21 protein-coding genes are annotated in these 25,737 nt (G+C 35.0%); 5 read left to right on the forward strand and 16 right to left on the reverse strand.

Going from position 1 to position 25,737, the window contains the following annotated elements; translation table 11 throughout:
• Window positions 1-206: 206 nt before the first annotated feature.
• The 7 genes from IV494_RS03875 to IV494_RS03905 form a co-directional block, all read right to left on the reverse strand.
• Window positions 207-2,120 (reverse strand): hypothetical protein, encoded by a 1,914-nt coding sequence (locus IV494_RS03875; RefSeq protein ID WP_196078842.1) that lies wholly within the window; start codon window positions 2,118-2,120, stop codon window positions 207-209.
• Between the two features lie 208 nt (window positions 2,121-2,328).
• Window positions 2,329-2,982, reverse strand: coding sequence for a response regulator (locus IV494_RS03880; protein WP_196078843.1), 654 nt, complete (start codon window positions 2,980-2,982; stop codon window positions 2,329-2,331).
• The gene (locus IV494_RS03885; protein WP_196078844.1) at window positions 2,983-4,929 is read right to left on the reverse strand and encodes a tetratricopeptide repeat-containing sensor histidine kinase; all 1,947 of its coding nucleotides are present in this window, start codon (window positions 4,927-4,929) and stop codon (window positions 2,983-2,985) included.
• Between the two features lie 92 nt (window positions 4,930-5,021).
• The gene (locus IV494_RS03890) at window positions 5,022-5,687 is read right to left on the reverse strand and encodes a LuxR C-terminal-related transcriptional regulator (protein ID WP_196078845.1); all 666 of its coding nucleotides are present in this window, start codon (window positions 5,685-5,687) and stop codon (window positions 5,022-5,024) included.
• Between the two features lie 57 nt (window positions 5,688-5,744).
• A complete protein-coding gene (locus IV494_RS03895; protein WP_196078846.1) occupies window positions 5,745-7,103 on the reverse strand; it encodes an ATP-binding protein in 1,359 nt (452 codons plus the stop codon).
• A gap of 171 nt (window positions 7,104-7,274) precedes the next feature.
• Complete coding sequence (gene gpmI, locus IV494_RS03900) at window positions 7,275-8,804, reverse strand: 2,3-bisphosphoglycerate-independent phosphoglycerate mutase (RefSeq protein ID WP_196078847.1); 1,530 nt, start codon at window positions 8,802-8,804, stop codon at window positions 7,275-7,277.
• Window positions 8,805-8,891: 87 nt separating this feature from the next.
• The gene (locus tag IV494_RS03905) at window positions 8,892-9,413 is read right to left on the reverse strand and encodes a GNAT family N-acetyltransferase (RefSeq protein ID WP_196078848.1); all 522 of its coding nucleotides are present in this window, start codon (window positions 9,411-9,413) and stop codon (window positions 8,892-8,894) included.
• 91 nt (window positions 9,414-9,504) lie between these two features.
• On the opposite strand from IV494_RS03905, the gene IV494_RS03910 reads away from it, so the two are divergent.
• Window positions 9,505-10,185, forward strand: a complete 681-nt coding sequence (locus IV494_RS03910; protein ID WP_196078849.1) for an SIR2 family NAD-dependent protein deacylase — start codon at window positions 9,505-9,507, stop codon at window positions 10,183-10,185.
• 196 nt (window positions 10,186-10,381) lie between these two features.
• Here IV494_RS03910 and IV494_RS03915 read toward each other — a convergent pair whose 3' ends face one another.
• From IV494_RS03915 to IV494_RS03930, 4 genes are all read right to left on the reverse strand, one after another.
• The gene (locus tag IV494_RS03915; protein ID WP_196078850.1) at window positions 10,382-11,026 is read right to left on the reverse strand and encodes a response regulator transcription factor; all 645 of its coding nucleotides are present in this window, start codon (window positions 11,024-11,026) and stop codon (window positions 10,382-10,384) included.
• Between the two features lie 6 nt (window positions 11,027-11,032).
• Window positions 11,033-11,788 (reverse strand): sensor histidine kinase, encoded by a 756-nt coding sequence (locus tag IV494_RS03920; protein ID WP_196078851.1) that lies wholly within the window; start codon window positions 11,786-11,788, stop codon window positions 11,033-11,035.
• A gap of 25 nt (window positions 11,789-11,813) precedes the next feature.
• The gene (locus tag IV494_RS03925) at window positions 11,814-12,395 is read right to left on the reverse strand and encodes a hypothetical protein (protein ID WP_196078852.1); all 582 of its coding nucleotides are present in this window, start codon (window positions 12,393-12,395) and stop codon (window positions 11,814-11,816) included.
• 79 nt (window positions 12,396-12,474) lie between these two features.
• Entirely contained in the window at window positions 12,475-12,894 is a 420-nt protein-coding gene (locus tag IV494_RS03930) for a hypothetical protein (RefSeq protein WP_196078853.1), read from the reverse strand.
• A 178-nt stretch (window positions 12,895-13,072) separates the two neighbouring features.
• On the opposite strand from IV494_RS03930, the gene IV494_RS03935 reads away from it, so the two are divergent.
• The 3 genes from IV494_RS03935 (at window position 13,073) to IV494_RS03945 (ending at window position 16,455) form a co-directional block, all read left to right on the forward strand.
• Window positions 13,073-13,756, forward strand: coding sequence for a YggS family pyridoxal phosphate-dependent enzyme (locus tag IV494_RS03935; RefSeq protein WP_196078854.1), 684 nt, complete (start codon window positions 13,073-13,075; stop codon window positions 13,754-13,756).
• 77 nt (window positions 13,757-13,833) lie between these two features.
• Window positions 13,834-15,018: a sigma-54-dependent transcriptional regulator gene (locus IV494_RS03940; RefSeq protein WP_196078855.1), complete on the forward strand. Its 1,185-nt coding sequence runs from the start codon at window positions 13,834-13,836 to the stop codon at window positions 15,016-15,018.
• A 66-nt stretch (window positions 15,019-15,084) separates the two neighbouring features.
• On the forward strand, window positions 15,085-16,455 hold the full coding sequence (locus IV494_RS03945; RefSeq protein WP_196078856.1) for an MATE family efflux transporter: 1,371 nt from the start codon (window positions 15,085-15,087) through the stop codon (window positions 16,453-16,455).
• Window positions 16,456-16,531: 76 nt separating this feature from the next.
• Here IV494_RS03945 and IV494_RS03950 read toward each other — a convergent pair whose 3' ends face one another.
• The 5 genes from IV494_RS03950 to IV494_RS03970 all read right to left on the reverse strand — a co-directional run bounded on the left by IV494_RS03950 (window position 16,532) and on the right by IV494_RS03970 (window position 24,209).
• Window positions 16,532-19,711 (reverse strand): efflux RND transporter permease subunit, encoded by a 3,180-nt coding sequence (locus IV494_RS03950; RefSeq protein ID WP_196078857.1) that lies wholly within the window; start codon window positions 19,709-19,711, stop codon window positions 16,532-16,534.
• Between the two features lie 75 nt (window positions 19,712-19,786).
• The gene (locus tag IV494_RS03955) at window positions 19,787-20,860 is read right to left on the reverse strand and encodes an efflux RND transporter periplasmic adaptor subunit (protein WP_196078858.1); all 1,074 of its coding nucleotides are present in this window, start codon (window positions 20,858-20,860) and stop codon (window positions 19,787-19,789) included.
• A 20-nt stretch (window positions 20,861-20,880) separates the two neighbouring features.
• Window positions 20,881-22,227, reverse strand: coding sequence for a TolC family protein (locus IV494_RS03960; protein WP_196078859.1), 1,347 nt, complete (start codon window positions 22,225-22,227; stop codon window positions 20,881-20,883).
• 77 nt (window positions 22,228-22,304) lie between these two features.
• A complete protein-coding gene (locus IV494_RS03965) occupies window positions 22,305-22,916 on the reverse strand; it encodes a TetR/AcrR family transcriptional regulator (protein WP_196078860.1) in 612 nt (203 codons plus the stop codon).
• Between the two features lie 168 nt (window positions 22,917-23,084).
• Window positions 23,085-24,209 (reverse strand): DNA polymerase III subunit, encoded by a 1,125-nt coding sequence (locus IV494_RS03970; RefSeq protein ID WP_196078861.1) that lies wholly within the window; start codon window positions 24,207-24,209, stop codon window positions 23,085-23,087.
• 254 nt (window positions 24,210-24,463) lie between these two features.
• On the opposite strand from IV494_RS03970, the gene IV494_RS03975 reads away from it, so the two are divergent.
• A complete protein-coding gene (locus tag IV494_RS03975; protein ID WP_196078862.1) occupies window positions 24,464-25,735 on the forward strand; it encodes a hypothetical protein in 1,272 nt (423 codons plus the stop codon).
• The last annotated feature ends 2 nt before the right edge of the window (window positions 25,736-25,737 follow it).

Raw genomic sequence — 25,737 nt, forward strand, 5'->3', positions numbered from 1 at the left:
TATAAATTTTGAGGCTTTTTATAAAGACTTCATTAAAAAACATTCTAATATTACAATGATCCTCCGTTTATAATTGTTTTGAAGGCAAATTTCAAAAAGGATATTAATAGTTTCATTTTAAAATTATTGAATATCATATAAAACCACACCCGAAAAATCATAAAAACTCATTCAAGATCAGGTGCGGAAATCACGTTTTTTAATGATTATTGATTTAAATCCAGTCTGGAAATTAACATTCTGTCTCCTTTTGGTGTTTCACTGAAGAAATACGTGTAGTCTCCGATCTGGATTCTATTGTATTTTTCGTAGAGATAGTATTTTTTCTTTTCCAGATCTCCCAAAGTTCTAAATTCTGTTGAAGTTCCTGCCTCCAAATTTAATTTTCCATATTCTATGCTGTAGAAAGGCGCATAACTGGTGGTAGTTGTATTGGTAGTAGAACCATTAAAGAAATTGGTTGTGCTATTGAAATCCGTATCAACATCGATCGCCTTTACCATTTCCATGATCCAGTTGACCGATTTTCCATCTTTGCTTTGAATGATATAACTGGTCGCTGAGAAGTTATCGGCGGTCATGGGCGAATTGTTGAAAAATCCTTTTTTGTTCTGCTGATCCAGTAAAACGGTATAATTTTTATTTAGACGACCATCCGGAGTGAAATGCAACATATACAAACCCTGATAAATTCTGTCGTATTTCTTTCCGCTGGAACTGGTGTGAACTCCGGCCAAAGTATTCAAGAACTTACTTCCACCGCCGCCACGACTGTTATTTTTTTTGAAATCCTGAAAGCTTAGAAGCATCGAACCATCATTTAATATTTGGAAATTATTGGTTTTAAATTTCTTCCCGTCAAATTCTAAAGGCTTTTTCATATCTGGACCTGCAACAGCTTTTTGATTTAATTCTGCGATCGGTGTTGCATTAACAAAAACCGCTTTTCCTCCAGACATTTTGCACAAAATAAAATCGGTATATTTTTTTTCATCCATCATCGTATCCAGAGCATCCTGACTTGGCATCATTTCTTCTTTTCCTGAAACTACGTTCACCGTTTTTCGGGCGGCGCTGATCAGACCGCCTAAACCGCTTACTTTGCCTATAATATTTTCGGTCGCCGAAGAACCTCCTTTGGTTTGTTCGATTTCTTCACTATCCATACTGGTCGCAGAAACTGCGGAACCTAAAATTTCTTCCGTTGATTTACCATCTTTTTTAATTCCCAGACCGTACAAAATTACTTCGCCATTTTTTTCGTAGGCATTAATAATTCTGTATCCTGCAGTTGGCGCTATAAATTTAAAATTTTCTTTAATTTTTCCTTCAGGCGAAATCCGGAAATAAGTCATTTCGTTCGGAGCTCCTGCTGTGCCTTTTGCGGGCGACATAATGTGGATCCAGTCTCTTGGGAGATCGTCATTCTCAATATTTTTGCTGTCATCATCTAATAGAGGTCTGGAAAAAACAGGTCGCAGTTGATATCCTGTGTTGATCGTTTCTAAATTCGTGATCTTTCCTGTATTGTTCACTTTCATGAAATCCATTTTCGAAAAGTCCGCTTTTTCTTTATTATAAGGAAAACCTATTACCAAAATTGCGCTGTCCCTTTCCACTTCGTAGGCGCCACCAAAAAGATATTCATCCCCATTTTCATTCGCAAGTTTTTGCTTATCGAGCATTTTCACTTTTTTTACATAACCTCCGGCAAGCCAGTTATATTTTGCAGTTACTTCGCGGTTTTTATAAACCATTCTGCCCATCATGTTCGAACTTACCGAAATTGCTTTGTTGATAAGCAGATCTCCTTTATAAGTTAAGCCTTTGTAGCGTTTTCTTGCTTTTTCTACCTCCCAGTCGTCTTTTACCGTATTGGTAAGATTGGCATCTTTATCAAAAGAATAAGTTTCTATTTTCACTTTTCTTTTGGATGAAGGCAGGAAATAGATCATGTCAAAATTTCCATTTTCTTTACCTTCTATCCCACCGAGATAACCTTTCTTGGCTTTTCGGGAAATGTCGTAATCTTTTTCCAGGACATTGAATCCTGCCTGTTGTGCGGTGATTGCTAGGCAACTGAATGTGCAGATCGCAACGAGTGATTTTTTTAGTTTCATGGTATTTGTGATTTTTTTAACTTAAGTAAAATTATTTTATCTCTGAAAAAAAATGATACCCTGAAATGGGTATTTTTTAAACAAAAGACAAAAAAACCTCAATAAAAATTGAGGTTTTCTCTTTGAATCTACATGGTTAAGCTGGATCATTTTCCAACATTATATTTTTTTCATTATTTTTTATCCTGATTTGACGCTTTTATATTCATCAAATGGTTTGCAAAAGGTTGAGATCATTCACAATTTGTATGAGTTTGGGAATAGAATGGGCTTCTGTTTTTCGATAGATATTCTTGCGGTGCGTTTCGACGGTGCTTTCACTGATAAAAAGTTTTGCTGAAATTTCTCTGTTTGAGAAACCATTGATCATCAAATCGACAATTTCCTTTTCACGGCAGGAAAGTTTTATTTCAGGATAAGAAATAATTTTTTCTCTGAAACAATTTAATGCCTGTTGCGCTTCTTCCGACAGATGAACATAACCTTTGTTCACTTCATTTAAAGCGGTATACAGTTCAGTTCTGCTGATCTTTTTGGAAAGATATCCTTCCACTTCGATTTTTTCTATTAATTCATAAATCACTTTTGGCTCGCAATTCATTGAAAGAATGATGATCTTAATTTCCGGGAATTCTTTTTTAATGATTTTTGAAGATTCCAATCCATTGATCGTTGGCATCATTAAATCCATTAAGAGAATTTTTGGTACTAATTTTTGACCTCGTAAATCGCCCAAAAAATCATACGCGTCATTATAAGTTTTTAGAATTCTCACATTTTTTTCAAAACTTAGAAGCATTTCCAGACCTTCAATAATAATATTGTGGTCATCGATAATTACGACATCAAGTGTATTTTCCATCTAAATTGGGATTTTCATTATGATTGAAGTTCCTTTTCCTTCAGCGCTGTCAATTTTCAGATCTCCTTTTAACATATCGATTCGGGATTTAATATTTTCGAGACCTAAACCATTACTTCGGGAATTTATTTTTAAGGGATTAAAACCAATTCCATCATCTTTGAAAATAGCCTCGATCATAGTATTGTTCTGGATCAGAGAAATTTCTACTTTATTCGCTCTTGCGTGCTTGATCGTATTATTGATACACTCCTGAATAATTCGATACATGACAACCTGAATATTTTGGTTCAGATCTTTTGTCAAACCTTCCATTTTCAGTTCAAGATGTAGTTTTGGCGAATTTGTTTTTGAAATTAAATCGCGCAAAGCATCTGCAAGACTATTTTTGATGAGCATATTGGGCATGATCTGATGGGAAAGCGTTCTCACATCCAACATGGCTTCCGATAAAATTTCCCGGGTTTTGTTGAGAACGTTCGTAAAATTATTTTCATCTTTTTTGTACTCATCCAGAACGCTCATGTTCATATTTGCAGCAGTAAGCAACTGTCCGATTCCGTCGTGAAGGTGAGTTGCCATTCTTTTTCGCTCGTTATCTTCTGCATTCATAACGGCTTTCGTAGCGAGATCCTGCTGATGTAGAATTTCTTTCTGGAGTTTTATTTTTTGTTTGTTCTGATAATTTTTGTAATAAATAAATCCCATCAGTAAAAATCCTAATAGCGAAAAAACAATAACATTGGTCTTGAATATCTTAGATTTCTGTGATAAAATTTCATTGTCCTTCTGTAAACTGCGGTATTTTTTTTCCATTTCAGAAGTATCCTTATTCACACTCGTATTTACCAGATCAGAATCCAGGGCAACATATTTTTCAAAAAAGAGATCTGCACTATCGGTTTGACTGCTGTGATGATAAATATTTGTAAGCAATTTATATGTGGAAAGAAGATTCTCTTTGGAATTTTCCTTTTCAAAAACAGGCAGAATTTTCAGCAATATTCTTTTTGCTTCCACAAATTTTTCCTGGACGATCAAATTTTGCGCGACATCAATATCATTGCTTTCTGTATCTAATTTTGAGTTGAATTCTTTTCTCGTCTCTTTCGAAATTTTAAGATTCAATTCAGCAGCAGAATCATTTTTTAAAAGTGTATTTAAATTACCGAGATTTCTTTTCGAGAAAGCAAAACCTTGCTTATTACCTACTTTATTACAAATCTCAGAACTTTTATTATAATACTTTTCCGCACTGGCATAATCCTTTTTCATTTGAAAGGCTTTACCGAGATTCAAATAATTTTCGCAAAGTTTATTGTCGAACTCAACGCTTTTATCCTGGTCTTCAAAAAAAGCAATTGCTTCTGTAATATATTTTATGGCATTGGTATTATCTTTTAAATCGATAAAAAGCAATCCTATATTGGCTTTTGTAGTATTGATGTTTTTTTCATCCGCCTTACTTTCAAAAAAGTTGAGCGCTTCCAAATACATTTTCATCGCTTTTTTATACTGAAAAGTACTTTGATAAACAGAGGCTAAATTGTTATTGAGTTTTGCAATTCCCGCAATATTATTTTGCTTTTTTCTTATTTGATAAGATTGAAGATAATTTTTTTCGGAATTTCTAAAATCGTTATTTCGGAAATGAACAGCGCCCAGATCACTATAAATTTGAGATAAAAGGGTAGAATCTTTTAGTTTTTCTGTAGCAAAAATTGCTTTGTTGCCGTAATGTAAAGCAGAATCAACAGAAACACTTGCATAATACCAGGTAAGATCAGAATAAATGGAGGCTCGTTTTTTTTCATCGGGACTCTTCGTTAATTCTGTTTTTAAATTTGTGATTACTTCCTGCAGATTCTGAGCTTTCATCACTGAGAAAGAAGTTAGGAAAGTGAGAAAAAACAGCACTCTCAAAAGTAGATTTTTGAAGGGTAGCATAAAAAGCGTGATTTTTATCAAAAATCAACATTCAGGTAATGTTTGGCAATACGTAATTCGACGTAATTAAAACAATGGTAGATAGTTATAAACTATATCCAATTATTTTTGTGTGCTAAACTGATCACTTGAGCTCTGGAATTAAGGTGAAGTTTCTTGTAAATATTATTCACATGCGTTCTTACCGTGTTAGGACTGATGAAAAGTTTCTCCCCAATTTCGGCAGGATTGTTTCCGCCAACAATTTCTTTTAAAACCTGAATTTCCCTTGAACTTAGCTGGTAATCTTCAATTTTTTCCAGAGGAATATTCTTTTGGGTGATACCACTTAAGAGTTTCATGGCTCTTCTTGCAATTGCCGGACTCATTGGGATCCCGTCAAATTCGATGACGTTTGTAACTGCATCTACTATATTTACGGCTCGGTCTTCTTTGAGCAGATATCCACTTGCGCCGGCTTTTATAGCATCGAAAATTTTATCATTATCTTCATAAATGGTCAAGACAATAAATTTAATAGCAGGATAACGAATAGAAGAAAGGGAAATGGTTGAAATCCCGTCTAATAAAGGCATTTCTAAATCAATAAGAACAACTTGAGGATAATCTTCTTTCCGCAAGTCCTTCATTAAATCGAAAAAATGTTCCCCATTTTCAGCCTCAATCACTAACTGAATGTCTTCATAGGGAAGAATTTTTTCCTTGATGATTTTGCGGTTGATAAAATGGTCTTCAACAATTCCAATTTTCACGGTCATTAGTTTGTTCAAAAATATTAATAAGATTCAAAAAATAACATACGCTTAAAAGCGTATTTATATCGTGGAATTTGTGATGGTTATTTTAGTTCCGCTTTCAATGATCTTCTCGATTTTGAGGAACATTCCTATATCTTTTGCGCGTTGCTGCATATTTTTTAAACCGTAGGAATCACCGGAATTATTTTCTGTGAAACCAATTCCATTATCTTCAACACTGATCACAAAATAATCGTTACTAATAATACCGATCGTTACTTTGTCTGCCTTCGAATGTTTCATAATATTTTGGCAAGCTTCCTGAATAATCCGAAAAATATTGCTGGCTTCTGCGGCAGTCAAAATTTTATTTATTTCTATATTCTCATCAAAAACTACCTTAATATTGGTGTTTTTAAAAATCTTTAAAGCATATTGTTTTACATAATCAAAGGAGGATTCCGCCCCAATTTCATCATTATTAAGGACCCATATTGTCTGTCGAAGCAAACTTAAAATACTTTCTGCATTTTCTTTTAAATCTTTAATTTGATGGGTGCTGATGTTTTCATCTGAAGTAGAGATATGATCTATTTTAGAAATGAGACTGTTTGCATATGCGCCGATATTATCATGCAGATCGCGTGAGATATTTATTCTCTGCTCGCTGAGTTTTACTTCATTTTCAGATTTTGCCAAAACGTAATTCATTTCCAGTTCTTTAGATATCATGTTGTTTCGAACCGCTACAACAGAATAGATGAAGGGAAAATAAATGGGCATTCCTATTAAATCTAGATACATTTGAGGAATTTGCATAAAATACGAGGTAATAACAACGATAATTAGAAATGAAAACATACTGAAAATCATATAATTCAGAAATTCATTTGCCCAATTTTTCCGTATTCTTTTTTGTGCATAAAATATATCCTGCGGATTTAGTTTGAAATTTTTCAACCATATTTTTGACTTTACAAAATAATAGAGTGGAACGATAATTACAGCAGTATTAACAATGTTGTAGGGCAAATAAGATCCTGCAGACATTTGCTTTATGACATTGTTTTTTTCCTCCGGAGACCAAAAATTGTACAGAAGTGCACCAAAAAGAGCAATAAAAGGAATTATTAAATGCGGTATTAAATTGGTTATGTGCGAGTCATTGATTTCTCTGATATAAAAATAGATCGCAGGACCAAAAAGAAACGGAATGCACATCAATGCAAAATGTAACGGAAGCAAGCTATAATTTTCAAAATAAAAAATGATCAAATTGCCCGTACAATTTACGATTACTATAAAAAAAATGATAGAAAAGGAAACTCTTACGCCAATTTTTTCTTTCTTGTTGAGTAAAGTTGGCAGAATTAAAAGAAAGAGAACTAAAATCACTGTTAAGTTTAGAATTAATACCAGAGGATCTTTATAATTCATAAGGATTGATTTTAGAACGAAAAACTAGTGTCAATTTAATTTTTAATAATTATTTAAAAATAACAAATTATGGTGAGATACGCAGAAATTTGTGCCATAAAAAAAAACGGCTGTTTTAAACGCCGTTTTTCCTGTAATTTTTTTTTTATATTCTTGCAGAAGTTTGCTTGTTTAACTCACCAGAACTTCACCGGTCATTATAGCGGGAATTTCGATTCCCATTACTTTCAAAATTGACGGAGCAACATCACCTAACTTTCCGGGTTTGAGATTCCAGGTGTGATCTTTGTCCATTACGATCAAAGGAACAAGATTGGTGGAATGCTGTGTATTTGGTGTTCCATCGGGATTGATCATTACATCTGAGTTTCCGTGGTCTGCCAAAATAAATACGACATAACCATGTTCGTATGCAGCAGTTGCTACCTTTTGAATACACTCATCTACAACTTCTGCGGCTTTTACTGCGGCTGAAAAAACGCCGGTATGTCCGACCATATCAGTGTTTGCAAAATTGAGACAGATAAAATCTGCGCTTTCGCTTTCAATTTCGGGAAGAATTTTTCCTGTAATATCATAAGCCGACATTTCTGGTTTGAAATCGTAAGTCGGTACATCTTTAGGACTCGGACAAAGCAGTCTGCGCTCTCCCACAAATTCCGCTTCCTGGCCACCAGAAAAGAAAAATGTTACGTGTGGATATTTTTCCGTTTCAGCAACTCTGATCTGCGTTTTTCCATTTTTTTCCAGAATTTCACCCAATGTTTGGTGCAAAACCTCCTCATCAAAAACGACTTTTACATTGTTGAAATTTTTATCATAATTAGTCATGGTGACATAATACAGATTGAGATGGTGCATCCCGAAATCCGGTAAATCGTGCTGTGAAAGTACTTCTGTAATTTCCCGTCCCCGATCGGTTCTGAAATTAAAGCAGAAAACGACGTCATCATTTTCGATTTTGATCACCGGCACATTGCTTTCTTTCAAGCAGATCATGGGTTTTAGAAATTCATCGGTAATTCCATTTTCATAAGATTTTTGAATAGATGTTAAAACATCGTGCGTTTGTTCACCTACCCCATTTACCATTGCGTCGTATGCTAATTTCACGCGTTCCCATCTTCTATCCCGATCCATCGCATAATATCTTCCAACGACTGTTGCCAGTTTTCCAGTCGTTACAGCCATATGATCGAGAAGTTCTTTTATAAATCCTTTACCAGAATGTGGATCGCAGTCGCGTCCATCTGTAAAAGCGTGAACATAAACATTATCTTGCAAACCATTTTCGTGAGCAGCGCTCAAAAGTCCTTTCAAATGATTAATGTGGGAATGTACTCCTCCATCGGAAACTAATCCAATAAAATGGACATTTTTTTTATTTTGTACGGCGTAATCGAAGGCTGCAGTAATTACATTTTCTTTTCCTAAAGTCGCATTTTCTACAGCAATATTAAGTTTTACTAAATTTTGGTAAACAACGCGACCAGCGCCGAGATTCATATGTCCAACTTCCGAATTCCCCATCTGACCAAATGGTAAACCTACGGCGATACCACTCGCTTCAAGAGTTGTATGTGGAAAATTCTTATAACATGAATCTATGAAAGGAGTATTTGCCTGATCAATTGCAGAGACTTTAGAATCGGTACCGATTCCCCATCCGTCGAGAATAGCTAAGATCGCTTTTTTTGACATTTTTTTAAATTTTATACTACAAATTTAATGAATTACGCCCGATTTTACCAGATTTTGGGGCTTGAATTTCAAAAGCTATAACTCTATTTAAGATAAAATCTTCTCGAAAGCTTTTCTTGGGCTTCCGCGGAAATGCACTTCGCCACAGTAGGAATATTTTAATCTATCAAGAATTTTTAGCATTTGTACATTATCGAAATTTGTATCTACTTTAATACTCACGACTTGCTTAGATTTCACAAAATCTTCAATTTTCAAAAATAATTCTGTTGCGATTCCCTGACCTAAAAACCTCTCGGAAACGGCGACACGATGGATCACCGCATATTCTCCTTCACTCAACCATTTTCCTTCAATATTTTCATAGGCCGGCTCAACATCAAAAATAATTGCGGCATAACCGGCAATTTCATTATCCTTTTCAAATACAAATCCAACTTTATTCTGAATGTCAATGATGGCAGTTTCAGAATTTGGATATCCATCTTGCCACTGATTGCTGCCATCGTTTTTGCGTCTTTGAACAGCCTGTTGTAAAATGTCCCAGATTTTTACCTGATCCGAAATCTCTGCTCTTCTTAAAATAAAATTTTCTTCTGATTCCTTCATTCTGGATTTTTTACAATTACGATTTAATTGCTATCGTTTAATTATTCATCCAAAATTAAAATAAAATTTTTGTAATTTTAAAAAAAATAAGATGAAAAAGAAACTGGTTGTACTTTCTGGAGCAGGGATTTCCGCAGAAAGTGGCGTTAAAACTTTTAGAGATTCAAACGGTTTATGGGAAGACCACAGGATTGAAGATGTTGCAAGTCCGGAAGGTTTTGAACGTAATCCGGAAATGGTTCTGGATTTTTATAACGCACGAAGAAAACAGCTGAATGAAGTTGATCCAAATGAGGCACATCTTATTTTAGCAGAACTCGAAGAATATTTTGAGGTGAAAATTATCACTCAAAATGTAGATGATCTTCATGAAAGAGCCGGTTCCTCGAAAATAGTTCATTTGCATGGAGAACTAAAAAAAGCACGTCCTGTCAATTCAGACTCTAAAATAATTCCCTGGGAAAAGGATCTGAATTTGGGCGACCTCAGTTCTGAAGGGGTTCAACTTCGTCCACATATCGTATGGTTTGGCGAGATGGTGCCAGAAATGGATCAAGCCGTGAAAATCGCTGAAACTGCTGATGTTTTTCTTGTTATCGGGACATCGATGCAGGTTTATCCGGCAGCAGGCTTAATACAATATATACCGGATCATTGTGAGGTATTTGTGATCGATCCGCAGCTGCATAATAAGTTTGTGAAGGCGGAGAATTTTTTTAAAACTTCTGCCACAGTAGGAATGAGAAAATTAAAAGACAAATTATTGAAATAGAAAATAGTTTCCTGTAAGATTCAATATTATTTAGCTTTTGAGAAACACCATAAATTTTATAGATAAAATTTACAGCCAGTTTAATACACGAAAAAACCGGTTACAAAAACCGGCCTTCTCTTTTCATTATTTGTGAATTGTGTCCTGCAAAACTATATTTTAAAAAAAAGTAAAACAAGCGTGAAAACACCCTTTTTTACGTAAGATTATTTTTAATCGCAAATAATACAATCCCTACTCTGGTTTTTATATTCAGTTTTAAAAAAACAGAATCGCGATACCCATCTATTGTTCTGGGACTAAGGAACATTTGATCTGCTATTTCTCGATAAGTAAGTTCGGAGCATGCCAGTTTGATAAACTCGATCTCGCGACCTTTCAGAGTTTCGTGTAACTCGTTCAAAAGTTTTTCCTCTGTTTTTATTTTAAGCAAACTTTGAGTTAAAAGATCTGTGTAAAAAATGCCTTTCTTGTGAACAATATCAATGGCATCAAATAAAATATCGGGCGACATATCTTTCAGTAAATAACCTTTTGCACCGGCTTTGAGCATTTTAATGATCGTGCCCTCATTATCTTCCATGGTAAGAGCAATGACTTTTAAATTTGGGAATTCCTTCGAAATTTCCTCCGTCGTTTCAATTCCATTTTTAATGGGCATATTGATATCCATCAAAACAACATCCGGATGATCTTTTCTTGTCCTCAACTGATCCAAAAAATCCTGGCCATTGAAACAATTCATGATTACTTCAAAATTTGAATTAAAAGAAATTAAATTTTCCAAAGCTTTCGAAACTAATTTATGATCATCTACAATCGCAATCTTTATCTTTTCCATGATTTTTTATTTATTATAAGTAATCAAAACTTTCGTTCCGTTTTTATCCGCAGAGTTAATGTCAAATTCGGCATTGATGATCTTTGCACGACTGATCATATTTTTTAAACCGCTGCCATTATCCTCTCTTTTGGCGTTAAATCCGATTCCTGTGTCATTAATTTTAATGCAGATACGATCTTCGGCGTCTATCACAATCAGTTCGATACATTTCGACTTAGAATGCTTAATGACATTATTAATGCATTCCTGAATGATTCTGAACAAGATCAGCGCATGACTGGAATTGATCTCTAAATCCCGATTATTAACGTCATAATGAACTTCCAGAAGTTGTAATCTTTGAATTCTAAAAATTTCCCGTTCCAAAGATTCAACGAATCCAAAATGTTCAACTTGTTTCGTAATAAAAACTTTGGATAAATTTCTGATATCCTGAATACACTCCCCGATCAGAAGATTGATCTCATTCGCAATTTCTTTTTTTTCGCTCTCATTAGAAAATGATAATTTATTTGTCATCAATCTCGCAACCGAAAGTTTCTGTCCCAGATCATCGTGCAGTTCCTGACCGATATAATTCAAAGTCTGTTCTTTGATCTCTACCTGTGAATTTGCGAGTTCCTGTTCAAAGGTAGCTTCTTTTATTTTTTGAGTTAAAATTAATTGCGATTTTTTTTTAATAAATACACTGTAGATAGCCACCATCATCAAAACCACTATCAAAATCATGAAAGTGGTTAGAATAAGTAAGAAATCCATTTCAGAAAATTTCATCACCAAAAAATTAAATCTCTCTTTTCGCCTTCAAAATACCAAGAAGCAAAATGGTATATCCCACTACATTTACTAAGAATAATAATATGAAAAATATATTAAGGTTCATCAAATTTGTAGCAGTGTAACTGATGACAAGCAAAGGTAAAACCCCTAAATAAGTCACGAGCAGACTGATGCAAACCCAGAACGGAAAATAATGACCTAATCCCAAAATTTTATCTGAATTAAAAGTTTGAGACATCACCAGGAAAATGCTTCCTGATAATAAAACCACTTCTACAAAATAGCTGAAAAAGGGAAATCTTGTAAAGAAGTTTTCTACCAGTATTGCAGAACCAACATAATTTAAAAGAAATAAAACTATCAATATTAAATTGAGTCGTTTTGACTTTTTTGAAATCAATATACTTTGAAAATAAAGAAAAAACAGCAGAAATACGACCAAATTTATTCCGATCACGTATAAGATCGAAGAGTTATAGGTAATATTTAAAAATCGCTGCGCAATGCAGTAAATTTCAATAAATGTTAAAATCCCAATTGCGGCGGTAAAATAAGTACTGCCTTTCTGTACCTGATTATTCTTCACTATTAAAAACACCAAACACATTAACATTAGGAATGCAACAAAGGAACCTGCTATTTCTCTATTCCAAACCATCGCTAACTTAGTAAGGCGGCGTTATATTCATGTAATTCAAGTCCGGAATGTCATCCAGATTTGCGGATGCATCCATTTCTATGATCACATTGCGGTTATCACTTTGACCGCGGTTCAAATCGGTAGGAGAAAAAAAGATCATTTGATATCCAAGATATTCGGGGTTTAACTTAGGGTCTTTTAAGTCTTCCGGATATTTTCCGAGACATACCTGAACGCCTTTATTTTTAATTCCCCTTTTATCCATTTCTCCACTAATGAGTTTTAAATATTCCTGCAAAACATCTAAATCAATGCTGTACATTTTTGAATCTGGCTTCGAAGCAGGTCTTCTGCTGTTGATTTCTACATAATTTGTTTTAGCATATTCTTCTGCCAGAATACTGCTTTGTTGGGCACTGATAAGATGTTTTTCTAAATTGCTCATGTTTTTTAATTTTGTTAAAAACAAATGTATCATTTATAAGGTTCAGAAAATAGCGTGTAATCACCCAAAAAGAAAGGGTTGGAAAAACGTTTCTCTTTTTTATGTAAAAATTTGCAATCCATTATTAAATTCGGTAATTTTCACGATTAATATTCTAAAGTGCTTCTGGCAGAACATTATGAACGAAGATCTCGACAAATTTTCAGAAATAACAGATAATTACAAAAAAATATCATCAAAAATTCAGGCAGATGTTGAGCTTGTTGCTGTTTCAAAAACACATCCTGTTGAAATGATCCAGCACATCTATGATCAAGGTCAAAGAGTCTTTGGCGAAAATAAAGTGCAGGAACTCGTAGAAAAACAGTTGCTTCTACCAAAAGACATTCGGTGGCATTTGATCGGTCATTTGCAAACCAATAAGGTAAAATATATCGCGTCTTTTATCGACACCATTCAGAGCGTAGATTCCGAGAAATTATTAGAGGAAATTGATAAACAGGCTGAAAAAAATAACCGAAAAATTAAAGTGCTTCTTCAGGTAAAAATTGCAGAAGAAGAAACGAAATTCGGTCTTGAAATTCACGAAGCTAAAGAGATCTTTCAGGAGTATTTGAACGGAAAATTTCCAAATATTGAGGTCAAAGGTTTGATGGGAATGGCAACCTTAACGGAAGATAAGAATCAGGTGAAGAAAGAATTTACATTATTAAAGCAGATCTTTGATAAACTGTCGCTTCAAAGAAAATTAGATATTTTATCAATGGGAATGAGCGACGATTTTCCTGTTGCCATCGAATGTGGCGCAAATTCTGTTCGCGTTGGGTCGGCCATTTTCGGTCACCGTAACTATAATCTGTAGCATTTCAAGGTACGATTATTGCTACGTTATCTACAAATTTTAAACTAAATTTTTACAAAATCAATAAATTTCAATAAATGCAAAAAATCTTAATAGTTGAAGATGAAAAAGCCATTTCAGGTGTACTGCAAAGTATCCTGCATGATGAGCTTCCAAATTATGAATTCGTAATTGCCGAAGATGGTCTGGAAGGTTTAAAACAAATTGAAAAAGAAGATTTCGCTTTGGTGGTTTCTGATATTAAAATGCCGAAACTTTCTGGAACTGAATTGCTAAAACAGGCACTACAACTAAAACCAGATACCACTTTTGTTATGATTTCAGGTCACGCAGATATCGATACTGCGGTAGATTGTCTGAAAGTAGGTGCATATGATTTTATCTCGAAACCGATTGATATCAACAGATTAATTACGAGTGTGAAGAATGCATTGGATAAAAGAATTTTACAGAAATCTAACCAAAATTTAAAAGTAGAAAACACGACTTTAAAGAAAAAAGTTAACAAAAAATATCAGATGATCGGTGAATCTCCTGCTTTGAAAAAAATTCAGGACATGATCGAAAAAGTTGCAGCTTCTGACGCGAGGGTTTTAATTACAGGACCCAATGGAGCTGGAAAAGAATTAGTCGCTCATGCAATTCATGCACAAAGTGATCGCAGCAAAGGACCGATGATCGAGGTAAATTGTGCAGCAATACCTTCAGAATTAATTGAATCTGAATTATTCGGGCACGTAAAAGGAAGTTTTACCGGAGCAATCAAAGACAAACAAGGGAAATTCGAATTGGCGAATAACGGAACTATTTTCTTAGATGAAATTGGTGATATGACTTTGGTTGCACAGGCTAAAGTTCTTCGTGCACTGCAGGAGAGCAAAGTTTCACCGGTTGGTAGCGATAAAGAGATCAGAGTCGATGTGCGTATTTTGGCCGCGACGAATAAAAACATGAAGCACGAAATTGAGACCGGTAAATTTCGGGAAGATTTATATCACCGACTTTCTGTTATCGAAATTTACGTTCCACCTTTGGATGAAAGAAAAGAAGATATTAAAATGTTAGTACAGCATTTTTCTAAAATAATTTCAGAAGAACACGGAACAGTTCAAAAAGATTTCGATGAAGAAGCGATCAGAAGTTTAGAAAATTTCAAATGGACCGGAAATATTCGGGAGTTAAGAAACGTGGTTGAACGCTTAATTATTTTGGGATCTAATCCGGTTTCCGCGGAAGATGTTGCCAGTTTTGTAAGAAAATAAAATTTCCTTCCATTATAACTATTTATTTGCGGTAATTTTGCCGCAAATTTTATTTTAAAAATTTCCATGCAAATTTTAAATCCTGTACATACCAAAAGATTATTTCAACTTGCAATACCCGTAATGATCACTCAGGTCGGGCAAGTTTCTGTACAGCTTTTTGATAATATCATGGTGGGAAAACTTTTGGGCGCCGATGCGTTAGCTTCGGTCTCGCTTGCGAACGGAGTTTTCTTTTCGATCTTTGTTTTGGCTCTGGGTTTTTCGCTCGCAATTCCGCCTCTGGTTTCTGAGGCTCAATCAAAAAATGATCATACGGCGATCAACCGTATTTTTCGACATGGTTTTGTTTTGAATATGACCGTCGGATTGGTTTTGGTTATTATCATGCTCTTTGCTTTGCCACTCCTCTATCATCTCGATCAACCTGAAAAAATTATTCCTGATACAGAAAGTTATCTTCGAATTACGGTGATCAGTATAATTCCATTTATGATGTTTCAGACAATGCGCGAGGTTTCTGAAGGATTGAGTTTTACCATTGGCGTTACGAAAGCGACAATTATCGCGAATGTGATCAACATTGTATTGAATTATATTTTTATTAAAGGAATTTTCATGGAAAGTCTGGGCGTTGACGGCTCAGCTTATGCGTCATTTATTGCGCGTGTATTCATGGTGATCTTTCTCTTTTTTGTAATGAAAAAGAATCCTGCGACTAAAAGATACATGGCAGATTTCAGTTTGAAAGCAAAACTTTTTCAAAAAACGATGTTCGAAAAATTGGTGAGGTTAGGACTTCCAACTGCTTTGCAAATGTTTTTTGAAGTTACTGCTTTTGCGGCGGCTGCCTTTATTTGCGGTCTTGTTTCTGCGAATGATATCGCCTCACATCAGATCGCTCTTTCGATGGCGTCTTTCACCTTTAACCTTTGTATCGGTTTTAGTGTGGCTTCTACCATCATGATCGGCCGAAGATTAGGCGAACAGAGTTTTGTCGAACTAAAAGAAGTAGGAATCAATAATATGAAGATCGTCTTTCTCTTTATGGGTGTTTGCGGAATTTTATTTATTGTTTTCAGACATGTTTTGCCCACCTTTTTTACACAGAAAGAAGATCTGGAAGTTATTCATCTTGCCGCACAACTAATGATCATTGCAGCATTATTCCAACTTTCGGATGGTGTGCAAGTGGTTGCTTTGGGATGTTTGCGTGGAATTCAGGATGTTAAAATTCCTTCTATTATAACTTTTATTGCCTACTGGATCATCACGATTCCTTTGGGATATTTCCTTTGTGTTCCTATGAAAATGGGCGCTTTCGGAATGTGGATCGCACTTGGTTTAGGTTTGACGATTTCAGCAGTACTGCTCGTCTTCCGTTTCCTAAAACTATCTCAAAGAAAAATTGATGCTTTTGAAAAGACACGGATTTAAAATTTAATCTTTTTATTATAAATTAAAGAAGCCGTTTCAAATTAATGAAACGGCTTCTCTTATTATATTGAGTTTTTTACATCGTATGTTTCGTTGTGAAACCGTCGTCACTTAATTCCACGTGGTTGTAATCTGCTTTTATTTCTGCTTCATAATCTACTTTTTCACCTTTAGAGAATCTATAAATTAAGCCATCAAAAATTGAATAAACAACAGGAACGATAACCAATGTCAGGAATAAAGAAGAGATTAACCCTCCAATAATTACCCAAGCTAAACCGTTGTTCATTTCTGCTGCAGCTCCACCTGCCAAAGCAATTGGAAGCATCCCGATCACCATGGCAATCGTCGTCATCAAAATTGGTCTTAACCTCGCGTGATTTGCCTGCAACAAAGCTTTGTACGTACTTTCACCTGCTGCTTTTCGCATGTTGGTGAAATCGACAATCATGATCGCATTTTTCGCAACCAAACCAATCAACATGATCATTCCCAAAATGGTAAAGATGTTTAATGAGTTATTCGTTAAAGCCAATGCAACTAAAACTCCGATCAATGCCAATGGAATAGAAAACAATACCACAAACGGATAAATGAAACTGTTGTAAAGTGCGACCATCACTAAGTAAACTAAAATAATAGCGGCTAATAAAGCGACTCCCAAAGTTCCGAAACCTTCTGTTTGATTTTCCTGATCACCACTCCAAAGATAATTGACTCCAGTAGGTTTTTTCAGAGTTTTAAATTTATCTTCCCATTCTTTCGCTACGGTTCCGGTTGTTTTACCAATAGTTTGCGCCTGAATGGTAACCGAAGGAGATTTATCACGTCTTTCTAAGAAACTCGGTCCAGAACTTTCGGTCACGGTTGCGAACTGACTTAATTTAATTTGTTGACCCTGATCATTAACGAAAATCAAATTATTAACATCATTAATGGTAGAACGGCCTTTTTGATTGTATTGAATATTAATATCGTACTCATAATCTCCAGCACGGAATTTACCATCCGTATTTCCACTAAAAGCCGTTTGCATGGTAAGTCCAACTGTTTGTAAGTTCAATCCTAAAGCAGACATTTTATCACGGTCAACCTGAACATTGATCTCGGGATTTCCGCCTTCAGTTGTTAATTTAACTTCCGAAGCACCATCGATCGATCTCAACTGAGCTTCAGCCTGTTTCGCAAAAGTCATTGCGCTTTTTAGATCCGGTCCTGTAATTACCAAAGCTAATGGTGCCTGTTCTGCACCTAATAAACCAACTGGTACGGTTTTTACTTTTGTACCAACCAAAACATTTTCTAGTTCTTTCTTCAATTTAGCAGCATAAACAAAAGAGTTATCTGCTCTTTTATCTTTTCCTACTAGAATAACATCGATCTCAGATTTGTAAGCTGTAGCCTGTGCGCCACCTTGACCATCACTGGTTTGACCAACGGTTGTAATTATTTTTTCAACTTCTTTTTTACCCGCTAAATATTTCTCCGCTTTCTGCGTCATGAAATTCGACTGCTCGATGGAAGCATCTTTTGGCAGTTCGATCTGTACTAAAAATTCTCCTTTATCAATTTTAGCAAAAAATTCACCACCAATAAAGCCCATTCCAACCAGAACAAACGAACTAAAGAACAAAACAACGACTAATCCTAAAGTCATTAATTTCGTTTTCCAGCTTCTTAAACACCATTCCAGTAATCCGGAAATCCAGTGTGTGAAAGCATCTAAACGTTTTTCAAAAGCTAAAATGAATTTCTCAAACCAGTTTTTACCGGTTAAATGTTCCAGTTTTCCAAATCTTGACGATAACCAGGGAACGATCGTAAACGATGAAAGTAAAGACAATAATGTCGCAATAACTACTGTAACACAGAATTGTGAAATAATATTTGAAACTAATCCCGTACTTAAAGCAATTGGTAAAAATACGACCACGATCACTAAAGTAATTGCCATTACTGTAAATCCGATTTCTGCTGTACCGTCATAAGCGGCTCTAACCTTACTTTTACCCATCTCCATGTGGCGGTAAATATTTTCGAGTACCACAATGGCATCATCGACCAAAATACCAACAACGAGCGACAGTCCAAGTAAACTCATTAAATTCAAAGTATATCCTAAAAGATACATTCCGATAAAAGTTGCAATTAACGACGCCGGAATTGAAACCATTACGATAAATGCATTTCTGATACTGTGAAGGAAAAGCAACATTACAATTGCTACCAAACTAACCGCGATCAACAGATCATGCGTTACATTATTGGCTGCATTTAATGTAAAATTGGTCGAATCATTAACGATATCAATTTTTACATTTTGAAGTTTGTAATCCTCCTGAATTTTTGCAATCGCAACTCTACTGAGCTCGCTCACTTCTACCGCATTCGCATCAGATTGTTTTACGATCTGTATAATTACTGCAGGTCTTTGATTAACTCTTGCAATTTTCTGAACGTCTTTTTGGGAATCTTCTACAAAAGCAACGTCACTTAATCTAATTTGAGAGCCGCTTTTAGTTTTGATGACCAAATTATTTAATTCGCCCGTATCTTTGTATTTTCCGGAAAGACGAATGATCGTCGTATTATTTCTGGTTTTAATGTTTCCTGTCGGGAAATCCAAGTTAGAACTTAAGATCGCCTGCTGAATTTCCGGAACAGATAAACCGTACCCTTCAATCTTGGCTTGATCCATATTTACACGGATCTCTCTTTCTTCACCACCGATCAGATTAACTTGCGCCACTCCTTTTACACGAGATAAAACGGGCTCAATTTTTTTATCTAAAAGGTCATAAAATTCTTTTTGAGGAAGCGATGAAGTTGCTCCTGCCGTGATAATTGGCAAATCACTCAAGGAGAACTTTAATAAAGAAGGCGGTTTTGCATCCTCTGGTAAGGTGGATACGATCGCATTAATTTTTCTCTGCGCATCATTCAAAGCGTAATTGGTATCGGTTCCTGAATTCAGGGTTACCATTACCAGAGAAAGGCCTTCGTAAGATTTCGATTCTACTTTTTTTACGTTTTCTAAAGAAGAAATCGCATCTTCAATTTTTTTGGTCACCGAACTTTCCACTTCACTAGGCGATGCACCCGGATAAACCGTGGAAATCGTAACGACATTGATCTCAAATTTCGGGATCAGTTCATAGCCCATTTGACTATAACTGAAAAGACCGCCCAAGGTGAGAATCGTAAATAATACGATGATCAACGTAGGACGTTTTATGGATATTTCTGCTAATTTCATATAATTATTTAGATTTTAGATTGCATATTTGATTTAAAGATTTCCACGCTTTTCCTCAAATACCTTGCATCTTTTCTATTTTACAATTTTAATTTTGGCACCGTCGATCAGATTGATCTGTCCTGTTGTAACAACGGTTTGTCCTTCTTTAATTCCGCCTAGAATTTCGATTTGATCACCGAAAATCCTGCCCACAACTACTTTGGTTAACTTAACAATATTGTCTTTATTAACAACGAAAACTTCATTGCTGCTTACTCCGCCTACAAAAGCATCTTTTGGTAAAACCAACATTGCATGAGCAGTTCCGGAGTCTTTAGAATTAAAGACAGCTGTTCCGTACATTCCTGCTCTTAATTTATTTTCGTTGCTGTTGTTTATTTCAATTTCAACCGGGAAATTAAGTGATGCATCTGCTAACGGAGCGATAAAACTAATTCTTCCTTTAAACGCTGCATCCGGATAAACACTCGCTTTAACATCGATCTCGTCGCCAACTTTCATGCTTGCAACCTGGGATTCATTCACGTTCACTTTTAATTTTAATCTGGAAACATTTACGATCTCAAACATTACTGTTCCAGGTGAAACTACAGATCCGGGTTCGATTAATCTTTTATTAATGATTCCATTGATGCTCGCTCGAACATTAGTGTCTCCAATTCTCAAATTAGCCTGTTGCAATTGTGCTCTTGCATTTTTTACCTGAAGTCTTGAATTGTCAACCTGTTGTTTCGTAACTCCGCCCGTTTTGAAGGCATTTTCGTAGCGTTGATTATCAACTACGGCATTTTGGTAGGTTGCATTTGCGTTTGAATTATCAACTTCTAACTGATCTTTTTTAATGGTGGCGACGGTTTGTCCTACTCTCACGTAGCTTCCTTCATCTACCAAAACTCTAACAATTCTTCCACTGATCTCTGAAGGAAAAGATAATTCCTGGTATGGTGCAAAAGTTCCGTTTGAAGAATAATCGTTTGTGATATGTTCGTATTTTGCCTGCGTTACATTAACAGAAATAAATTCATTTTTTTGAGAAACAATGGCTGTTTCTGCTTGATTTTTCTTTTTGTTATTACTGATGGTATATATTCCGGCTGCTATAAGTATAACTGCTAATACACTGTAAATTATTGGTCTTGCTTTCATCTGAATAGTATTTCTGCTTATTATTTAATGTAATTTCTGAGTTCTCCTTTGGACTTGTAATATTGTATTTCTGCAATTTTATAATCCAAAATGGCGTTGGTGTAATTATTTTTGGCTTCAACCAAAGCATTTTCAGCCTCTAACAATTCGGTTAAAGTTGCCAAACCGTACTGGTAATTGCTTTTGGTATTCGATAACACAGTTTCTGCAAGACTTACGTTTGCTTTCTGACTTTCCAACGCGGACAAACTATTTTCAATTTGTGATTTTGCATTTTGATAGGATAAGTCTAAACCTAGTTTTGTATCCTTCAAATCAACATCCAATTTATCAAGTTCGATCTGAGCCATTGCAACGCGGGCTTTCGTCGCAAAACCATTAAAAATAGGAATGTTCACGCCCAAAGTTATCGCCGAATAACCGGACCAGTAAACGCCGTTCTTTTCGCCATTAGTTAAAGGAAATTTGTTCCCCAATCCTTGATAGCTGTAATTTGCATTCAAATTAACTGTTGGATAATAAGCCGCTTCAACCGCCTGTTTGTTATATTGTAACAATTCTTTTTGCTTAGAAAGTAATTTAACTTCTGAGCGGTCATCTGTTTTAACCGTGTCTTCTAATAAATGCGGCGTAACTTCCATGTCAGATTTTACAAGCTGAATCTTAGTCTCGATCGGCATTCCCATATAGAATTTCAGCGCATTTTCTGCCTGATTAATTCCGTTTTGCTGTTGTTTTAAAACCGTTGAGATGTTCGTAAGATTTACATTGGTTCGGTCCAGATCTATTTTTTTAGCCAATCCATTATCAAACAAACTTTTGATAATATTTCGTGCTTTTTCTGTACTTGTAAAACTGCTTTCTAAAGTTTCTTTCTTCTGCTGAATGGTAAAAACCTGGAAATAAGCATTTGAAACGCGTTCGATAATTTGCTCTTCTGTCAATTGCTCGTTAAGCTGATAAAATTCTTTGGTTGATTTCGCGGCTTTTAATCCAATAAATACTTTCTGATTAAAAATTGCCTGCGACAACTGTAAACCTGCTCCGGCGTTCCATTTTTGTCCAAATGAGATCAACTGTATGTTACTTGGACCGCCACTAAATGCACCAACATCTAGTGCAGATTTTTGCAATAAAGGATTATACGTAAGATTTGCAACGCCCGAAATTTGTGGTAAAGCATTTGATTTTGCTTCCATGATCTGGTAATCGGCATTTTTTACATCAAGTTGTGCTTTCAACGCATCCGCTTTATTTTGAAGCGCGTAATCTATGGCTTGTTTTAGCGTAACAGTTTCCTGCGCCTTCATTCCGGAAAATGAAATTGCTAAGATTGCGACGAGAGCCATTTTTCTAAAATTGGTCATTATATATTGAGTTGTTATTTATTAGAGACGTTTAACAGTGGGTTTTACTTTTTTTTGAGAAAGTTTTTTATAAATTTTTATTCTTCCTTTTTAAAATCGAAATCTTTCAGGAAATCCTTTCCTTTTTTCGTCGCGATCGAATGCATGTAGAAAACCATGACTTCTAAACAGAAACATTGTCTGTCGTTCACTTCGTTTTCAAACAAAGGTGAATCCTCGTACGAAAACATGAGCTGAAGAAGAAATTTAATGTAGAGTCTTTCATCAAAATCAGTACGGTAATATCCTTGATCTCTTCCAAGTTTAATGTTGTGCGTAACAATTTTTGAGATCTTTTCATCGATGCTCAAGATATGCTGATTGTAGATCGAAGGATAATATTTGATCAGTTGTCGAATAAATGTCGTCTTGTTCGTTCGGGAAAAGCTCTCGAAATCTTTCTCGCGAAGAAACATTCTTTCTATGGCGTTCTCACTCTTCGAATCATTTAAAAGAAGTGTTTCTACAACAAGATCCAGCTTGTAATCCAGAACTTCGGTCAATAGATCTTCTTTATTTTTATAGTGTTGATACAATGTTTTTTTTGACATTGCAAACTCTTTCGCGATGTCATCCATTGTCAAAGTTTTAGCACCATTCTCGGCGAACAGCTCTGCAACTTTCAATAAAAATTCTTTATCTGCACTCATAATAAATGCAAAGGTAAATAATGAAAACTTATAAACAAAAAAAGTTTCCTAGTTTTTTCAGGTGAAATAATTCTAATAGATGTGCTAAATAACTTCTAAGAAAAAATTGATTTTGGAATTCAATTGCAAAAGAAAAGAAGCAAATCAAATGACTTGCTTCTGCATATTTTAATTGGAAGGTGATTTATGGATATACCGCGACAGTTTAATTCCAAGATCTGTCCAGACAATTTTAGCGTTTGCATTTCTTTCCAGATGATAATCAGCTTCAGAAATTTCTGTTAAAATCGCTTCTATGTTTGCGCCGTGAATAAAATTGGAAAAACGATCCCATTTAAAACCTCCCGAATCTATTTTTTTATAAACTAATTTTTCGTTGCCATAATTTTGTAGTAAAGCCAAACGGAACATTTCTGCACAATAATCCAGAAAGCTTTTTTGTTTTTCCCGATTCCAGGTTGCAACATTTCTGCCCCAAAAAACGATATTTTTTAAAAACTCCGGTTTCTTTTTGACCTGAAAAGCTTCCCGAACCCATGTTACAAAAAGATCTTCAAATTCAGAATCAGAATTTTCGGAAAGCAAAAGTTTCTGCGCACTGTTCCAGTTTCCTTGAGCCTGAAAAACGATTTCTTTTATTTTCTCTTCGCTAATTTTATAATTGTTTCGAAGCGAAATTTCAATCTCTTCATCATGAATTCTTGGGATTTCTACAAGTTGCGTGCGGGATAGAATGGTGGGTAAAATGAAGTCGGCATTTTCGGCAGTCAGAATAATTAAAGTATCTTTTGGTGGTTCCTCCAGAAATTTAAGAAATTTATTAGAAGCCGAGATGTTCATTTTGTCCACTTGCCAAACGATGAGAACTTTACTGCCACCTTCAAAACTTTTTAAGGAAAACTTTTTATTCAGTTCATCAATTTCATCAGCGTAGATGGTGAGTTGCTTGTTATCAGAATTCAAAACTTTATTCCAGTCTTCGCTGTTCGAATAGGGATTTTCTAGAATCATTGTTCTAAAATCTTCCAGAAAATTATCAGAAAACCCTCCTTTTTTCTCTTTAAAAACAGGAAAACTGAAATGCAGATCCAAGTGATTTAAATGTTCAACTTTCGAGGATGAATGCTCGTTTTCTTTTCTGAAAACTTCTTTAGCAAATGCCATTGCGAGAGGTAAAGTTCCGTATCCTTCTGCACCGATGAAAAGTTGAGCGTGACTTACTCTATTATCAGAAATACTTTCTCTAAGAAGGTTTTTTAATTTTTCCTGACCTACAATTTGTTCCCAGTTCATTTTTCAAAGATAAAAAATTCAAACTATTTTTCCATGACTAAAATGAGGTTTGAACCTCTATTTGTTTCCAGATCGCCTCGAATTAGAAATTTAATAACAATTAATTACATAACTGCATTTTTTGTTTTTTTTTAATTTAAAAATGGGAAAGACCATCGTAAACAAAGTAATCCCCTTAACAAACTTTAACCAAAGTAAATTTCCTCAATTCAGTAATATTTAAGATATTTGCGCATTATTTTTAAAAATAGAGAATGAAAAGAATTTTTGTATTACCGTTGCTTGCTGCCGGATTATTTTATAACGCGCAATCGATTGGTAATTCTCCCTATGCTGCCTTCGGAATTGGGGATATTAAGTATGACAATACAACTGATGTGAATGCGATGGGCGGTATTTCTACAGCATATATTTGGGACTTCAATAATAATTTTAACTTCAGCAATCCTGCTGCTAATAAAAATTTAGAACTAACCACCCTAAAAGTGGAAGGAACCAACGAAAACAATTTTTTTAAATCGAATTACGATAATATGAGTGTTACCAAACACTCTTCTTATTTATCGAATATTTCAATTGCATTTCCATTATCGCCAAAGGTCAAATTTGGATTAGGTTATCAACCTTACAGTTCAAAAAAATATTCCATCCTTACCAGAGAAACCCTTACCGACGGTTCGACTAAAGCGAATCTTTTTAGTGGTGAAGGAATGATAAGCACCGTTCAGGCGGCAGTTTCATATCAAATTTCTCCAGAGTTTGGAGTTGGTTTAAGAACCAATTTCTATTTTGGTAATGTTTATGACATCAATGAACTTACGTATTCTACCGCAGAATTAATCAACGGATACGAAACGAAAAATAAGACAAAATCTTTTAATTTCACAGTCGGAACTGCTTATCAGAAAAAACTGGCAGCAGATAGAAAACTTACTTTAGGAGGTACTTTAACCTTCGGAAATACAGGCAATTTAGAAACTCAGTATACCAACAGTACTTATTTTTACACGCCGGGTCAAACTAAAAATAATGTAAGCATTATCGATTCGAAATTCAGTAAAAATAAAGATCTCATTCCATTAGGTTTCTCTTTAGGAGCAGGTTATGGTAGAGATGCGAAATGGTTTATGGGAACTCAGGTTGATTACAACAAATCACAGATCGATTTTATAACAGATCCTTTTGCCAATCAGGCTTCTTATAAGATCTCTGCTGGAGGTTGGTACTTGCCGAATTATAACAATTTTAGAAATTATTTCTCGCGAGTAACTTACCGATATGGTGCTTATTTTGAAAAAGGTAATTTGTCATATATGGGAACCAATGTTAATAAATTTGCACTTACAGGCGGATTAACACTTCCTTTTGAAAATAAAAGCGCAAGCAGAATGAGCGGTATCGATGTGGGAATTGAACTAGGACAAAGAGGAACACTTGATAATAATATGATCAGACAGAATTTTGTAAACCTAAGAATCGGACTTAATTTTGCTGATAAATGGTTTAACAAACGTCTTTATGATTAAGA

This window comes from Kaistella gelatinilytica (assembly GCF_015679325.1).
Lineage (GTDB): Bacteria > Bacteroidota > Bacteroidia > Flavobacteriales > Weeksellaceae > Kaistella > Kaistella gelatinilytica.

What these genes read in the sequence shown, in the direction of transcription:
- IV494_RS03955 (WP_196078858.1), bottom strand. Translation starts at nt 20,860, where the DNA reads ATGAAAGCAAGACCAATAATTTACAGTGTATTAGCAGTTATACTTATA.
- IV494_RS03970 (WP_196078861.1), bottom strand. Translation starts at nt 24,209, where the DNA reads ATGAACTGGGAACAAATTGTAGGTCAGGAAAAATTAAAAAACCTTCTT.
- IV494_RS03930 (WP_196078853.1), bottom strand. Translation starts at nt 12,894, where the DNA reads ATGAGCAATTTAGAAAAACATCTTATCAGTGCCCAACAAAGCAGTATT.
- IV494_RS03920 (WP_196078851.1), bottom strand. Translation starts at nt 11,788, where the DNA reads ATGGATTTCTTACTTATTCTAACCACTTTCATGATTTTGATAGTGGTT.
- IV494_RS03905 (WP_196078848.1), bottom strand. Translation starts at nt 9,413, where the DNA reads ATGAAGGAATCAGAAGAAAATTTTATTTTAAGAAGAGCAGAGATTTCG.
- IV494_RS03875 (WP_196078842.1), bottom strand. Translation starts at nt 2,120, where the DNA reads ATGAAACTAAAAAAATCACTCGTTGCGATCTGCACATTCAGTTGCCTA.
- gpmI (WP_196078847.1), bottom strand. Translation starts at nt 8,804, where the DNA reads ATGTCAAAAAAAGCGATCTTAGCTATTCTCGACGGATGGGGAATCGGT.
- IV494_RS03965 (WP_196078860.1), bottom strand. Translation starts at nt 22,916, where the DNA reads ATGAGTGCAGATAAAGAATTTTTATTGAAAGTTGCAGAGCTGTTCGCC.
- IV494_RS03950 (WP_196078857.1), bottom strand. Translation starts at nt 19,711, where the DNA reads ATGAAATTAGCAGAAATATCCATAAAACGTCCTACGTTGATCATCGTA.
- IV494_RS03975 (WP_196078862.1), top strand. Translation starts at nt 24,464, where the DNA reads ATGAAAAGAATTTTTGTATTACCGTTGCTTGCTGCCGGATTATTTTAT.
- IV494_RS03935 (WP_196078854.1), top strand. Translation starts at nt 13,073, where the DNA reads ATGAACGAAGATCTCGACAAATTTTCAGAAATAACAGATAATTACAAA.
- IV494_RS03885 (WP_196078844.1), bottom strand. Translation starts at nt 4,929, where the DNA reads ATGCTACCCTTCAAAAATCTACTTTTGAGAGTGCTGTTTTTTCTCACT.
- IV494_RS03945 (WP_196078856.1), top strand. Translation starts at nt 15,085, where the DNA reads ATGCAAATTTTAAATCCTGTACATACCAAAAGATTATTTCAACTTGCA.
- IV494_RS03880 (WP_196078843.1), bottom strand. Translation starts at nt 2,982, where the DNA reads ATGGAAAATACACTTGATGTCGTAATTATCGATGACCACAATATTATT.
- IV494_RS03940 (WP_196078855.1), top strand. Translation starts at nt 13,834, where the DNA reads ATGCAAAAAATCTTAATAGTTGAAGATGAAAAAGCCATTTCAGGTGTA.
- IV494_RS03890 (WP_196078845.1), bottom strand. Translation starts at nt 5,687, where the DNA reads ATGACCGTGAAAATTGGAATTGTTGAAGACCATTTTATCAACCGCAAA.
- IV494_RS03915 (WP_196078850.1), bottom strand. Translation starts at nt 11,026, where the DNA reads ATGGAAAAGATAAAGATTGCGATTGTAGATGATCATAAATTAGTTTCG.
- IV494_RS03960 (WP_196078859.1), bottom strand. Translation starts at nt 22,227, where the DNA reads ATGACCAATTTTAGAAAAATGGCTCTCGTCGCAATCTTAGCAATTTCA.
- IV494_RS03895 (WP_196078846.1), bottom strand. Translation starts at nt 7,103, where the DNA reads ATGAATTATAAAGATCCTCTGGTATTAATTCTAAACTTAACAGTGATT.
- IV494_RS03910 (WP_196078849.1), top strand. Translation starts at nt 9,505, where the DNA reads ATGAAAAAGAAACTGGTTGTACTTTCTGGAGCAGGGATTTCCGCAGAA.